Here is a 14,432-nt window from a genome sequence, read left to right as displayed (position 1 = left end):
TGACCTGGCTCTATTCCCTTGACCCCAGGCCGGGCCGGGCGGGGTCGGGCCGGGGCGCGGCGGGGCCGGGGTGCGGCGGGGTCGGGCCGGGCCGGGGTGCGGCGGGGTTGGCGCGTCGCACCGCCGGGCCGCAACGGGGTCAGCAGGTGACGCCCGCCGGAGCCGGGGAGTGGCGCGACAGGGTCAGAAGGTCTCGTTGAACCGGTGCATCAGGCGGGCGAACTCCTCGACGTCCCGCTTCGGCCAGGTCTCCATCGACCGGTTGATCTGGTCCATCCGGGCGGACCGGGCGGCGTCGAACCGCCGGGTGCCCTCCTCGGTCAGCCGCAGCTGCGCCGCCCGCCGGTCGACCGGGTCCGGATCGCGGCGCACCAGGCCCAGCGCCTCCAGCCCCTGGATCTGCCGGCTCAGCGTGCCCTTGCCGATGCCCAGCTCAGCGGCCAGGTCGGTCAGTCGGGTCGACCCGGACCGGCGCAACCACAGCAGCAGGCCGTACGCGTTCGGCTCCAGGTTGGGGTGCACCTCCCGGGCGATCTCCCAGGACAGTGCCCGGCCCCGGCGGAGCAGCGCCGTGAGTTCGTGCTCCAACACGCGCAGCGTCTCGGGCAGATGATCGTCCACGGCACGAGGGTACGTGGCGGAGGTCACTTCGCCGAGGAGAGCCGCTGCCGGGCCACCTCACGCAGGTGCCCGTCGCTGGTGGTGCCCTCGATCAGCACCACCGCCTCCCGCCCGGTGTGCCGCAGCGTGCTCACCGCGTTGCCGAAGTACGGGCCGGCCAGCTTCTTCCAGCGCACCGTCGGGCGGCGTACCCCGGCGGAGCGGGCCAGCGCCCGGGTGGCCGCCGCCGGTCCGGCGCTCCAGCCCAGCTTCATCAGCGGGCGCATCGCCGCCGGCACCTGGTTGTGGATCGGGGAACAGGTGAGCTGGTGCACCGGGGTACGCACCGCCGGGTCGTCGAACCGGGCGCGGGCCACGTACGAGTGGTGCACGTCGCCGGAGAGCACGCTGATCGACGCCGGCGCCGGGTACGCGGGCCCCGCGCCGATCCGGTCCCCGGTGCTGGCCGGGGTGCCGCTGCCCAGCCGCACGAACAGCGCGCCGAGGGCGTCGAACGAACGGCGGAACGCGGCCCAGTGCTCCAGGTCGAGCGCCCGGCGCAGCTTCTCGGCCAGCCCGGCGACCCACGGCCGGCCGGAGTCGGCCAGTTTCTCGTTCCACGCCTCCACGTGGTGGATGCCCGGCGGCAGCAGCCAGGGCAGCGACGCGCCGATCACCAGGTGGTCGTAGACCCCGTGGGCCCGGTCCAGGAACCAGGACCACTCACCGGCGGGCAGCATCGACCGGACGCCCGGTTCGAGCACCCGGCTGCACCGGTTGTCCAGCATGACCAGCCGGGTCCGGCCCAGGTCCAGCGCGTAGCTCCACTGGTACTGCACGGCCCGCCAGCGTTCGGTGTCGTGCGCCTCGTCGGCCTCGGAGTCCACCCGCTCGCCGAACTCGCGCAGCACCGCGGTGGCGTCCTCGGCGGCGACCACCTTGGCATAGAGCGGGTCGGCGGCGATCTCGTCCGGGGCGAGGTTGCCCAGGTGCTGGTAGACCCAGTAGGAGGCCAGGCCGCTGCGGATCCGCTCGGCCCACCAGGCCTGCTCGCGCATGTCGGCCCGCCACGACTTCGAGGTGTTCCAGTCGTCGATCACCTCGTGGTCGTCGAAGATCATCACGCTCGGCACCGTGGACAGCAGCCAGCGGATCTCCGGGTCGCGCCACGACTCCAGATAGAGCTTGGTGTACTCGTCGAAGCTGACCACCTGGTCGGCCGGGGCGTCCTTCGGCCGCCGCCGACGCCGCTTGAGCAACCGTTTGACCGTGGGCGAGGTGACGTCGGCATAGACCTGGTCGCCGAGCAGCACCAGCAGGTCGGGCAGGTCGTCCGGGTCGGGCGCGGCCATCAACCGCCGGGCGTACGCGTCAAGCGCGTCCGGGGGCAGCTTGCGGGTGGTGTTGTGCTGGGTGGTCTCCCGGCACGACCCGAAGATCAGGCTGACCGGCTGGTCCTGGTCGTCGGCCGCCCTGGTCCGGATCACGCTGGGCGGGAAGCCGTCCCGGGCCACCGGCCAGACCAGCTCGTCGTCGACAAGCACCTCGTAGCTGGTGGTGTGGTCCGGGGTGAGCCCCTCCACCACCACCAGCGCGTAGTGGTGCTCGTACGCGGAGAAGGTCGGCGCGGAGCCGGTGGCGCCGTCGGCCGTGCGGACGGTGACCACCGCGGGCCCGCTGGTCTCCACCCACACCGTCGCCCGGGTGCCGACGACCCGGCGCAGCAACGGGCCGATGAGCAGACGGGGCTCAGGCATTGGTGGCACCTCCGAGGAGAGGACGTTTCATCTTTTCTACCCCGTGGGCGGGTGGGTCACCCCCGGCAGCGGCGAGCGTACCCGCAGCTCGCTCAGCTCCGGAGGCGGTGAGTGGGACGCCGTCGCCGGCATCTGACAGGATTTCGGCATGACGGACTACCTCCTCGTCGCACTGGCCCTGCTCGGCGTGCTGATCCTCGGCGGCCTCGGCCTGGTCGTGCCCCGGCTGCGTCGGCGTGCCGCACCCCCGCTGCCGCAGACCGAGGTCGACACCCGGGCCGAGGAGGACCTCGCCGGGCCACCCGTCGAGGCGGCGGAGTCCGACCTGTCCACCGGTGTCCTGATCGAGCCGCCGGTGGTCACGGCCCCACCGCTGGAGGTCCCCGAGCCGACCGCGGGCCGGCTGGTCCGGCTGCGGTCGCGGCTGGCCCGCTCGCAGAACGCCTTCGGCAAGGGCCTGCTCGGCCTGCTCGCCCGCGACCACCTCGACGAGGACGCCTGGGAGGAGATCGAGGACAGCCTGATCACCGCCGACGTCGGCATCGACGCCACCCGGGACATCGTCGACCGGCTCCGCGAGCGGACCCGGGTGCTCGGCACCCGCTCCGCCGGTGAGCTGCGCGACCTGCTCGCCACCGAGCTGGTCACCGCCCTCGACCCGGGACTGGACCGCTCGTTGCGCACCACCGGCCGCGACGGCATGCCGGCGGTGCTGCTGGTGGTCGGGGTCAACGGCGCCGGCAAGACCACCACCTGCGGCAAGATCGCCCGGGTGCTGGTCGCCGACGGCCGCTCGGTCACCCTCGGCGCGGCCGACACCTTCCGCGCCGCCGCCGCCGACCAACTGGAGACCTGGGGCGGCCGGGTGGGCGCCGAGACGGTCCGGGGCGCCGAGGGCGCCGACCCGGCCAGCGTGGCCTTCGACGCGGTCCGCCGGGGCATCGACGCCGGCACCGACACCGTGCTCATCGACACCGCCGGCCGGTTGCAGAACAAGATCGGCCTGATGGACGAGCTGGGCAAGGTCAAGCGGGTGGTGGAGAAGCACGGCCCGATCGACGAGACGCTGCTGATCCTGGACGCCACCACCGGGCAGAACGGGCTGGAACAGGCCCGGGTCTTCACCGAGGTGGTGAACGTGACGGGCGTGGTGCTGACCAAGCTCGACGGGACGGCCAAGGGCGGCATCGTGATCGCCGTCCAGCGCAAGCTCGGCATCCCGGTCAAGCTGGTCGGTCTCGGCGAGGGCGCGGACGATCTGGCCCCGTTCGACCCGGCGCAGTTCGTCGACGCGCTGCTCGGCACCGAGCCGCTCGCCCGGGACGCGTAACCTCGCGGTGAGCAACGACGATCGCGCGTACGCCGGGTGGCGTGACCCCCGCCATGCGGCGCCGGGCCTGGGGAGACCGTACGTGACCTCGCAGGAGATCCCGCTGCACGGCGGGAACGTGAGCACCGTGGTCCGGGTCGGCGACACCGTCCGGCGCAACGCCGGCCCGTGGACGCCCTCGGTGCACGCCCTCCTGCGCCACCTGGAGTACGTCGGGTTCACCGGCGCTCCCCGGGCGCTGGGGATGGACGAGCGCAACCGGGAGGTGCTGTCCTACCTCGAAGGGGAGTGCGGGGAGTACCCGCTGGCCCCGCACTGGGTCACCGACGAGGCGCTGGTGACGGTGGCCACCATGCTGCGGATGTTCCACGACGCCCAGTACGGTTTCGCCCCGCCGCCCGGCGCGGTCTGGCGCTCGTTCGGGCCGCCGCCACCGGACACCGAGGTGATCTGCCACCACGACGCCGCCCCGCACAACGTGATCTGGCGGCCCGACGGCACCCTCGGCCTGATCGACTTCGACCTCGCCTCGCCCGGGGCCCGGATCTACGACGTGGCGTACGCGGCGTGGACCTGGGTGCCGATCTTCGCCGACCGGGACTCGATCACGCTCGGCTGGAAGCACCCGGACCGCCCCCGCCGGCTGCGGCTGTTCGCCGACGCGTACGGGCTGATCCCCCGGGACCGGCACCGGCTGATCCGGACCATCCGCAAGCGGATCGTCGACCACGTGGAGGGCATCCGGCGGATGGCCGCGGCGGGGGAGCCGGCGTTCGTCCGGATCGTGCACAAGGGTCACCTTCGGCGCCCGATGCGCGACCTGCGCCTGCTCGACTACGAACGGCACGCCCTGGAGCACGCCCTCCGCTGACCCGCTCGGGGCCGGTGCGCGCCCGGCGCGTCCCGCGCGCCCGGCCCGGCGGCCCCACGCGAGCCGGGCCCGGTCACCCCACGCGCCCACCACCCGGACCACCCCGGCGATCAGCCGCCATCGGGGAAAGAGCGGCCGTTCGTCACCGGACGGCCACTCTTTCGTTTCCCGGTTTTCATGATCGAGGTTCTTCACACGCCGGAAACAACCCGTCACGTGTCGGAAATCGAGGGGTGTCGGTCCAGGAAACAGCCGCCGACCAAGCTTCCGCCCAACCGGCGTACGGGCGACGCTGCCCCGGAAGCCGCGAAGGAGGGAACTTCACCTTTAGGAGGCCAGCGTGCCTGAAGCACCGACGATCGACGGCGGCAACACCGTTTGGCTGCTGGTTTCGACCGCTCTCGTGCTGCTCATGACCCCGGGACTGGCGCTGTTCTACGGCGGCCTCAACCGGGCCAAGGGCGTGCTCAACATGATGATGATGAGCTTCTCCGCCATCGGGCTCATCTCTGTTCTGTGGTGGTTCTACGGTTTCAGCATCGCCTTCGGGACCGACGTCAACGGTTTCTGGGGCGACCCCGGTGCCTACCTGGGCACCAAGACCTTCCTCGCCGAGACCGACCTGTGGGGCGCCACGGCGGAGAACCCCAGCGGCATCGGCGTCCCGCTGTACGTGTTCATGGCGTTCCAGATGGTCTTCGCGGTGATCACCGTCGCGCTGATCAGCGGCGCGATCTCCGACCGGGCCAAGTTCGGCGGCTGGCTGCTGTTCGCCTTCGGCTGGGCCACCCTGGTCTACTTCCCGGTCGCCCACTGGGTGTGGGGCGGCGGCATCATCGGTGCCAAGATCCACGCGTTGGACTTCGCCGGTGGTACCGCGGTGCACATCAACGCCGGTGCGGCGGCTCTCGCCGTCGCCCTGGTGCTCGGCAAGCGGCTGGGCTGGCCGCGTGAGGGCATGAAGCCGCACAACATCCCGCTGGTCGCGCTCGGCGCCGGCCTGCTGTGGTTCGGCTGGTTCGGCTTCAACGCCGGGTCGGAGCTCACCGTCGACTCGGTCGCCGGGCTGGCCTTCATCAACACCCAGCTCGCCACCGCCGCTGCGGTGCTCGGCTGGATCGCGGTGGAGTGGATCAAGGACAAGAAGCCGACCATGGTCGGTGCCTCGTCCGGTGCCGTCGCCGGTCTGGTCGCCATCACCCCGGCCTGTGGGTTCATCGCCCCCTGGGCGGCGGTCCTGCTCGGCATCGTCGCCGGTGTGGTCTGCGCCCTGGCCATCAGCCTGAAGTACAAGCTCGGCTACGACGACTCGCTCGACGTGGTCGGCGTGCACTTCGTCGGTGGCTGGATCGGGTCGCTCTGGCTCGGCCTGTTCGCCACCAACTCGGTCAACGCCGCGATCAGCGACGTGGTCGGCGCCTCCGACGGCCTGTTCTACGGCGGCGGCGTCACCCAGTTCGGCCGCCAGGCCCTCGCCGGCCTGATCGTGACCGCCTGGTCGTTCGGTGTCGCCTGGGTGCTCGCCTTCGTCATCGACAAGACCCTCGGTTTCCGGGTCAAGGCCGACGACGAGGTCGAGGGCATCGACATCAGCGAGCACGCGGAGAGCGGTTACGACCTGTCCCCGAGCACCGGCGGTGCCGGTGGCGGTGCGTTCGCGATGGCCGGGATCACCCCCGGCGGCGCGAAGCCGGCCTCCCCGGGGGCCCCCGAACCGGCCACCGCGCCCGTGGACGAGAAGGTCGCCGGTTAACGTTCGGAGAATGGAGGGCTTGGACATGAAGCTGGTGACCGCGGTCATCAAGCCGTACCAACTGGACGCGGTGAAGGAGGCCCTGCACGCCCTCGGCGTGGCCGGCCTGACCGTCAGCGAGGTCCAGGGGTACGGACGTCAGAAGGGGCACACCGAGGTCTACCGGGGTGCCGAGTACACGGTCGAGTTCCTGCCCAAGATCCGGGTCGAGGTGCTCACCGACGAGATGGACGTCGACAAGGTCGTCGACGCGATCGTGGCCGCCGCCCGGACCGGCAAGATCGGTGACGGCAAGGTCTGGGTGACCGGCGTGGAAGAGGTCGTCCGGGTCCGTACCGGCGAACGCGGCCTCGACGCCCTGTAGGAGGACCCCCCAGATGACCCCGTCGATCAAGAGGAACACGTCGGATGACACCGGAAACGGAGACGGGAACCTCTTGGTCGACGGGGTCGTCGGGGTCCCGGCGGGGATCGGGGAACCGGCCCGGGTGGGCCGGGCGGAGGCCTTCGACACCTGGCTGCGCGGGCTGCTGCCGAAGCGGGAGGGCATCGCGCTGATCGCCGTCGGTGGACTCGGCCGTCGACAGTGCGCCCCGTACGGCGACCTCGACCTGGTGCTGCTGCACGCCGGGGTGGCCGGGGTGGACGAGCTGGCCGCCTCGCTGTGGTACCCGATCTGGGACGCCGGGGTCCGGCTCGACCACTCGGTGCGTACCCTCGCCGAGGCGCTGTCGGTGGCCCAGGACGACGTCAAGGTCGCCCTGGCCCTGCTCGACGCCCGCTTCGTCGCCGGTGACCCGGCGCTGGCCGACACCCTCACCCGCACCGCCACCGACCACTGGCGGCGGACTGCCGTACGTCAGCTGCCCGCCCTGCGGGAGATCACCGAGGTGCGCTGGCGTACCCACGGTGAACTGGCCTTCTTGCTCGAAGGCGACCTGAAGGAGGCCGCCGGCGGGCTGCGCGACGTGGGCATCCTGCGGGCCATCGCCACCGCCGGGATCACCGACGCGCTGCGTCCCGCCGTCCGCGCCGCCCACCTGCGGCTGCTGGACACTCGCGACGCCCTGCACCGGCAGGTGGGCCGCCGGGTCGACCGGCTGGTCGCCCAGGAACGCGCCGGGGTGGCCGCGCTGCTCGGCCTGCGCCAGCCGACCCCGGAGGCCACCGACGCCGGGACGCGGGCGGAGACCGGCGACGGCGACGCCCTGCTGCGCCGGGTCGCCGGTGACGCCCGCACCGTCAGCCACGCCCTCGACGACGCCTGGCGGGCCGCCGACCGGCTCCGCTCCGGCCGCCGCCGGGGCGCCGACGGCCGGCCGCTGCGCCGCCCGGTGGCCCGGGACGTCGTCGAGCACGACGGGGAGCTGGTGCTCGCCCGGACCGCCATCGGGGCCCGCCCCGACCCGAGCCTGTCGCTGCGGATCGCCGCCGCCGCCGCCACCACCCGGCTGCCGATCGCGCGGGCCACCTGCGAGTGGCTGGCCGCGTACTGCCCGCCGCTGCCCGCGCCCTGGCCACCGGCCGCCCGGTCCGCGTTCGTCACCCTGCTCGGTGCCGGCCCCGGCCTGGTGCCCGCCTGGGAGACCTGCGACCGGTACGGCCTGATCGACGGCTGGCTGCCCGAGTGGACCCGGCTGCGCAGCCTGCCGCAGCACAACCCGGTGCACCGGTTCACCCTCGACCGGCACCTGGTGCAGGCCGCGTACGAGGCGAGCCGGCACACCCGTGACGTCGAGCGCCCCGACCTGCTGCTGATCGGCGCGTTCCTGCACGACATCGGCAAGGGGCTGGACGGCGACCACTCGACCGTCGGTGCCCCGCTCGCCCAGGCGGTGGCCACCCGGATCGGCCTGCCCGCCGGGGAGGCGGCGTTGATCGGCACGCTGGTCCGGCTGCACCTGCTGCTGCCCGACGTGGCCACCCGCCGCGACCTGTCCGACCCGAAGACGATCGCCGGGGTGGCCGAGCGGGTCGGTGACACCACCACCCTGGAGCTGCTGCACGCCCTGGTGCTGGCCGACGCCGCCGCCACCGGCCCGGCCGCCTGGTCCGGCTGGAAGGGGCGGCTGATCGCCGAGCTGGTCGCCCGGGTACGGACCACCCTGGACACCGGCGTGGTGCCCGCCCCGCCGGACCCCGACCCGGCGCTGGTCGCCGGGCCGCTGCCGGTCGTGCACCTGACCGACGACCGGGTGGCGGTGGCCGCAGCCGACCGGCGGGGACTGCTCGCCACGGTGGCCGGCTGCCTGGCCCTGCACCGGCTGGACGTGATCTCGGCGGACGCCGCCACGGTCGACGACCGGGCCCTGGTCGAGTGCCGGGTGCAGCCGCGCTACGGGATGGCCCCGGACCCGATCGCGCTCAGTGCCGACCTGCGCCGCGCGGTCACCGGCGACGTCTCGGTCACCCAGCGGCTGCGGGGCCGGGCGCTCGCCGCGCGCAGCCAGGGTGCCGCGCCGAGGGTGGTCTGGCACCGGGAGGCGGCCACCGACGCGGTCCTGCTGGAGCTGCGCGCCGCCGACGCGGCGGGCCTGCTCTACCGGGTCACCTGCGCGTTGGACGAGGCCGGGGCGCAGGTGCGCGCCGCCCGGATCTCCACCCTCGGCGGTGACGTGGTCGACGCGTTCTACCTGGTCGGTGGTTGGCCGTCGGACGAGCAGCGGGCCCACATCGAGGCCGCCGTCCTCGCCGCCGTGTAGGACCGCGCCGCCGTCTCTCCCGGCCTTGCCGGGCAACTTCCGGGCAGTGCGGTACGCCCGTCGACGTATGCCGGGAGCCGCCGCCGGGCCGACGCGCCGAAGGCCCGGCGACGCGATCCTCGGGGCATGAACCTGCCAGTGCAGACCGAAGCGCTCACCAAGCGGTACGGCGGACTGACCGCCGTGCGGGATCTCGACCTGACCGTCCGGGCCGGCGAGGTGTACGGCTTCCTCGGCCCCAACGGCGCCGGTAAGACCACCACCCTGCGCATGCTGCTGGGCCTGGTCCGTCCCAGCACCGGGGCGGTGCGGCTGTTCGGCCGTACGCCTGGTGCGGGGTGGCTCGCCGGTGTCGGCGCGCTGATCGAGGGGCCGGCCTTCTACCCGTACCTGTCCGGGCGGGAGAACCTGCGGGTGCTGGCCCGCCTCGCCGGGGTCGGGGCGGACCGGGTCGACGCGGTCCTCGGCCTGGTCGACCTCGCCCACCGGGCGGGCGACCGGTACGCCGGCTACTCGTTGGGCATGAAACAGCGGCTCGGGGTAGCCGCCGCCCTGCTCAAGGACCCGCCGCTGCTGATCCTGGACGAGCCGACGAACGGCCTGGACCCGGCCGGCATGGCGGACATGCGGACGTTGATCCGGCGGCTCGGCGCGGCCGGTCGCACCGTGCTGGTCTCCAGCCACCTGCTCGGCGAGGTCGAGCAGGTCTGCGACCGGGTCGGTGTGCTCGCCCGGGGTGCACTGGTGGCCGAGGGCAGCGTCGCGGAGTTGCGTGGCGCGGCCGGGCTGCGACTGCTCGCCGACCCGTTGGACGAGGCGGCGGCCCGGGCCCGGGAACTCGTCGGCGTCGACCGGGTCCGGATCGTCGACGGTGGACTGGAGCTTTCGGTCGAGCCGGAGCGGGCGGCGTGGCTGAACACCGAACTGGTCGGTGCCGGCCTGGCCGTACGCGAACTGCGGCCCCGGGAACGGGATCTGGAGGAGGTCTTCTTCGACCTGGTGGGAAAGGGGACGGCCGATGTCGCGTAGTTTCCGCGCCGAACTGGTCAAGCTGGTCCGACGCCCGGCCGGCTGGCTGCTGCTGGCCGTCGCGCTGGCGCTCTCGCTGATCTTCACCTACCTCTTCCCGTACGCCGGGGTGGCCGGCGACGCCGACGGACCGAACACCGACCGGGCGCTGCCCGCGATGCTCCCCGACCACCTGGTCGGCAACTCCCTCGGCGGGTTGCCGATCTTCCTCGGCGCGATCCTGCTGATCCTCGGCGTGCTCACGGTCGGCGGGGAGTACGGCTGGGGGACCTGGAAGACCCTGCTCACCCAGGGACCCACCCGGCTCCAGGTGTACGGCGGCAAGCTGCTCACCCTCGCCGTCGCCGCGCTGGCGGTGGTGCTGGCGGTGTTCGTGCTCGGCGCGGTGGCCGCCGCGCTCATCGCGTCCGTCGAGGGACAGCCGGTGCGTTGGCCGTCGACCGGTGACCTGGTGACCGGTATCGGCGCGGGCTGGCTCATCGCCACCATGTGGGCCATGCTCGGTGCCGTACTGGCGGTCGCGCTGCGTGCGGTGGCGCTGCCGGTCGGCCTGGGACTGGTATGGATGCTCGTCGTGCAGAATCTGCTCGCCGCGATCGCCGCGCCGCTTGTCGACTGGGTGGCGACGGCTCAACTGGGGCTGCCCGGCCCGAACGCCGGGGCGCTGGTGGCCGCGTTGGGTGCGCCCGGCGACACCCCCGGCGTCGCGGCCACGGTCGGTGGTGGGCAGGCGGCGCTGGTGGTCACCGCGTACCTGGTGGGTTTCGCGGCGGTCGGCGCGGTGCTGCTGCGCCGGCGGGACATCGGCTGAGCCGGGACGGGGGAGGGACGTGGCGCGTGAGAGCGGGGACCGGGGACGGTGGCTCCTCGACGGCCTGCTCGCCCTGGTCCTGCTGGCGATCGGGTTGGTCGGCACCGCGCCGGCCGGCCTGAACCAGGGCGTGCCCGCAGGCCCGGGCGCCTACCCGCTGGTCGTGGTGGCGGCGCTCGTGGTGGCGGTGCGCCGGCGCTGGCCGGCGGCCACGCTGGCGGTGGCCGCCGCCGCGACCACCGGCTACCTGGTGCTCGGGCAGCCGTACGGGCCGATCCTGCTGTCGTTCCTGGTGGCGGTCTACACGGTGGCTGCGCACCGGCCGGTCCGCGTCGCGGCGACGGCCGGCGCGGTCGTGCTGGCGGCGCTGCTGGTCCAGGTGTTCGTCGGCGTGCGTCCACCCGGCCCGGTCGCGTTGATGCCGGTCGCCGCGTGGGTGGTGGTGCCGTTCGCGGTGGGGGCGGCGGTGCGGCTGAGCCGGGAGGGCGCCGCCCGGGGGCGGGCGGACGAGGCCCGCCGGCTGGCCGACGCGGAGCGGCTGCGGGTGGCCCGCGAGGTGCACGACGTGGTGGGCCACGGCCTCGCCGCGATCCACCTCCAGGCCGAGATCGCGCTGCACCTGCTCGCGCGCCGGCCGGAGCAGGCCGAGACGGCGCTCACCGCGATCAGCCGGACCAGCAAGGCGGCCCTGGACGAGCTGCGGGTCACCCTCACCGTGGTGCGCCGCGAGGAGGCGGTCGGCGGGCGCGGGCCGACACCCGGGCTGGCCCAGCTCACGCAGTTGCGCGAGCGGCTGGCCGGCACCGGCGTGTCGGTGGCCGTGGCGACGACCGGGACGCCGCGGCCACTGCCGGTGGCGGTGGACCTCGCCGTGTACCGGGTGGCGCAGGAGGCGCTGACCAATGTGCTGCGGCACGCCGGGCCGGCCACCGCCGAGGTCCGCATCGGCTATGCCGAGGACGAGGTCACGGTGGAGGTCACCGACACCGGCCGGGGCCGGCCCGCCGTGCCCGAGCCGTCCACCGGTTTCGGTCTGGCCGGCATGCGGGAGCGGGTCACCGCGCTGGGCGGTACCTTCAGCGCCGGGCCGGCCGCGTCCGGCGGTTTCCGGGTGTACGCCACGCTGCCGACGCGGGAGGTCGCATGATCCGGGTGCTACTCGCCGACGACCAGGACCTGGTCCGGATCGGGTTGCGGACGCTGGTGGAGAGCGAGGACGACCTGACCGTCGTCGGGGAGGCCGCCGACGGGCTCGCCGCCGTGGAGGTGGCCCGTCGGGAACGCCCCGACGTGGTGTTGATGGACGTGCGGATGCCCGGCGTCGACGGCATCGAGGCCACCCGGCGCATCGTCGGGGATCCGACGCTGGCCGGTACCCGGGTGGTGGTGCTGACCACGTTCGAGCTGGACGAGTACGTCTTTGACGCCCTCCGGCACGGGGCCAGCGGTTTTCTCACCAAGGACACCCGCCCGGTCGAGCTGCTGCGGGCGATCCGCCTGGTCGCCGAGGGTGAGGCGCTGCTGTCGCCGTCGGTGACCAGGCGGGTGGTGCGGGAGTTCGCCACCCGCCCGGCCCGGGTCCCGCGTCCGCATCCCCGGCTGGGGTCGCTCACCCACCGGGAGCGCGAGGTGGTGGCCCTGGTCGGCGAGGGGTTGAGCAACGCCGAGATCGCCGACCGGCTGTGGGTCAGCCCGGCCACCGCGCGTACCCATGTCAGCCGGGCCATGGTCAAGCTGGGTACCCGGGACCGGGCCCAACTGGTGGTCTTCGCCTACCAGTCGGGACTGGTGGTGTCCTGACCCGGGTGGTGCCGGCGGGGGGTGGGGAAACGCGCGTCCGCTGCCTTCGGCGTGGCGCGGGGCGTGGCGTGCGGGGCCGGAGCGGGCGTGCGGCCGGCGGGCTACCCTAACGGTGGGCTGGACAGCCGGCCCGGCCGCACCTGTGCCCGCCGCTGACGACAAACGGGATGTTCGCGTGTTTGACACCTTGAGTGACCGCCTGTCCGGAATCTTCACCAAGCTCCGGGGCAAGGGCCGGCTCACCGATGCCGACATCGACGCCACCGCCCGTGAGATCCGGCTGGCGCTGCTGGAGGCGGACGTCGCGCTGCCGGTGGTCAAGGGCTTCATCACCAACGTCAAGGAGCGGGCCCGTAGCGCGGAGGTCTCCCAGGCGCTCAACCCGGCCCAGCAGATCGTCAAGATCGTCAACGAAGAGCTGATCAACGTGCTCGGCGGCGAGGGCCGCCGGCTCCAGTTCGCCAAGCAGCCGCCGACCGTGATCATGCTGGCCGGCCTCCAGGGTTCCGGTAAGACCACCCTCGCCGGCAAGCTGGCCCGCTGGCTCAAGGCCCAGGGGCACCAGCCGCTGCTGGTCGCCGCCGACCTCCAGCGTCCCAACGCCGTCGGGCAGCTCCAGGTGCTCGGTGGCCGCGCCGGCGTCGAGGTGTACGCCCCGGAGCCCGGCAACGGCACCGGTGACCCGGTGCAGGTCGCCCGCGCCTCGATCGAGCACGCCAAGCGGGCCGCCCGGGACATCGTCATCGTCGACACCGCCGGCCGGCTCGGCATCGACGCCGAGATGATGCAGCAGGCCGCCGACATCCGCGACGCGGTCGACCCCGACGAGGTCATCTTCGTCATCGACGCGATGGTCGGTCAGGACGCGGTCCGCACCGCCGAGGCGTTCCGCGACGGCGTCGGCATCACCGGCGTGGTGCTGTCCAAGCTCGACGGCGACGCCCGGGGTGGCGCCGCACTGTCGGTACGCGAGGTCACCGGCCAGCCGATCCTGTTCGCCTCCACCGGTGAAAAGCTGGAGGACTTCGACGTCTTCCACCCCGACCGGATGGCCAGCCGGATCCTCGGCATGGGCGACGTCCTCACTCTGATCGAGCAGGCCGAACAGGCCTTCGACACCGATCAGAAGGAGAAGATGACCGCCAAGCTGATGGGCGGTGAGCAGTTCACCCTGGAGGACTTCCTCGACCAGCTCATCGCGGTGCGGCGGATGGGCCCGATCGCCAACGTGCTGGCCATGATGCCCGGCATGGGGCAGATGAAGGACCAGCTCGCCGAGCTGGACGACAAGCACTTCGACCGGGTCACCGCGATCATCCGGTCGATGACCCCGGCCGAGCGGACCAACCCGAAGATCATCAACGGGTCCCGGCGGGCCCGTATCGCCGGTGGTTCCGGGGTGACCGTCATGGACGTCAACCAGCTGCTCAACCGCTTCGCCGACGCGCAGAAGATGATGAAGCAGATGGGCGGCATGATGGGCCTGCCCGGCGGGGGCCGGCGCAAGGCCACCAAGTCGCCGAAGAACAAGCGCAAGGGCACCAAGGGCGGCAACCGGCCGCGTAGCGGCGCGGGCGCCGGGCTGCCGGGCGGCTTCCCGGGTGGCATGCCGCAGCTCCCGCCGGGGATGGACCCGAACGACCTGGCGGGCGGCCAGGGCCTGCCGCCGGGCTTCAAGCTTCCGAAGATCGACTTCAACAAGCTCGGCAGGGGCGACAACCGGCCCCGCTGACGCGTGTCGGTTACGGTGGGCGACGGGGCGGGCGCTTAGGGTGGTTC

Annotated in this window: 12 protein-coding genes; 10 read left to right on the top strand and 2 right to left on the bottom strand. The window is 73.3% G+C overall.

Features of this window, described 5'->3' with window-relative positions:
• Positions 1-183 precede the first annotated feature (183 nt).
• Positions 184-621, bottom strand: coding sequence for a MarR family transcriptional regulator (locus AB0K25_RS13775; protein WP_307826066.1), 438 nt, complete (start codon positions 619-621; stop codon positions 184-186).
• A 23-nt stretch (positions 622-644) separates the two neighbouring features.
• The gene (locus tag AB0K25_RS13770; protein WP_363820350.1) at positions 645-2,357 is read right to left on the bottom strand and encodes an alkaline phosphatase D family protein; all 1,713 of its coding nucleotides are present in this window, start codon (positions 2,355-2,357) and stop codon (positions 645-647) included.
• 148 nt (positions 2,358-2,505) lie between these two features.
• Here AB0K25_RS13770 and ftsY point away from each other — a divergent pair, with 148 nt between their 5' ends.
• From ftsY to ffh, 10 genes are all read left to right on the top strand, one after another.
• The gene (gene ftsY / locus AB0K25_RS13765) at positions 2,506-3,687 is read left to right on the top strand and encodes a signal recognition particle-docking protein FtsY (RefSeq protein ID WP_219468288.1); all 1,182 of its coding nucleotides are present in this window, start codon (positions 2,506-2,508) and stop codon (positions 3,685-3,687) included.
• A 7-nt stretch (positions 3,688-3,694) separates the two neighbouring features.
• Positions 3,695-4,558: an aminoglycoside phosphotransferase family protein gene (locus tag AB0K25_RS13760; protein ID WP_172898393.1), complete on the top strand. Its 864-nt coding sequence runs from the start codon at positions 3,695-3,697 to the stop codon at positions 4,556-4,558.
• Positions 4,559-4,898: 340 nt separating this feature from the next.
• Positions 4,899-6,311, top strand: a complete 1,413-nt coding sequence (locus AB0K25_RS13755) for an ammonium transporter (RefSeq protein WP_208567198.1) — start codon at positions 4,899-4,901, stop codon at positions 6,309-6,311.
• A 25-nt stretch (positions 6,312-6,336) separates the two neighbouring features.
• Positions 6,337-6,675 (top strand): P-II family nitrogen regulator, encoded by a 339-nt coding sequence (locus AB0K25_RS13750; protein WP_067307311.1) that lies wholly within the window; start codon positions 6,337-6,339, stop codon positions 6,673-6,675.
• A 13-nt stretch (positions 6,676-6,688) separates the two neighbouring features.
• Positions 6,689-9,013 (top strand): [protein-PII] uridylyltransferase, encoded by a 2,325-nt coding sequence (locus AB0K25_RS13745; protein WP_219468292.1) that lies wholly within the window; start codon positions 6,689-6,691, stop codon positions 9,011-9,013.
• Between the two features lie 126 nt (positions 9,014-9,139).
• Entirely contained in the window at positions 9,140-10,042 is a 903-nt protein-coding gene (locus AB0K25_RS13740) for an ABC transporter ATP-binding protein (RefSeq protein WP_363820344.1), read from the top strand.
• Positions 10,032-10,853: an ABC transporter permease gene (locus AB0K25_RS13735; protein WP_363820341.1), complete on the top strand. Its 822-nt coding sequence runs from the start codon at positions 10,032-10,034 to the stop codon at positions 10,851-10,853. Before AB0K25_RS13740 ends, AB0K25_RS13735 begins: the two co-directional genes overlap by 11 nt.
• A gap of 19 nt (positions 10,854-10,872) precedes the next feature.
• A complete protein-coding gene (locus AB0K25_RS13730; protein WP_363820338.1) occupies positions 10,873-12,000 on the top strand; it encodes a sensor histidine kinase in 1,128 nt (375 codons plus the stop codon).
• Positions 11,997-12,653: a response regulator transcription factor gene (locus AB0K25_RS13725; RefSeq protein WP_219468303.1), complete on the top strand. Its 657-nt coding sequence runs from the start codon at positions 11,997-11,999 to the stop codon at positions 12,651-12,653. Before AB0K25_RS13730 ends, AB0K25_RS13725 begins: the two co-directional genes overlap by 4 nt.
• A 175-nt stretch (positions 12,654-12,828) precedes the next feature.
• Positions 12,829-14,385, top strand: coding sequence for a signal recognition particle protein (ffh, locus tag AB0K25_RS13720; protein ID WP_208567196.1), 1,557 nt, complete (start codon positions 12,829-12,831; stop codon positions 14,383-14,385).
• The last annotated feature ends 47 nt before the right edge of the window (positions 14,386-14,432 follow it).

This window comes from Micromonospora sp. NPDC049257 (assembly GCF_040678915.1).
GTDB lineage: Bacteria > Actinomycetota > Actinomycetes > Mycobacteriales > Micromonosporaceae > Micromonospora > Micromonospora antibiotica.
Note: the sequence above shows the minus strand (reverse complement) of the source record. Positions and strands in the feature narration are given on the sequence as shown.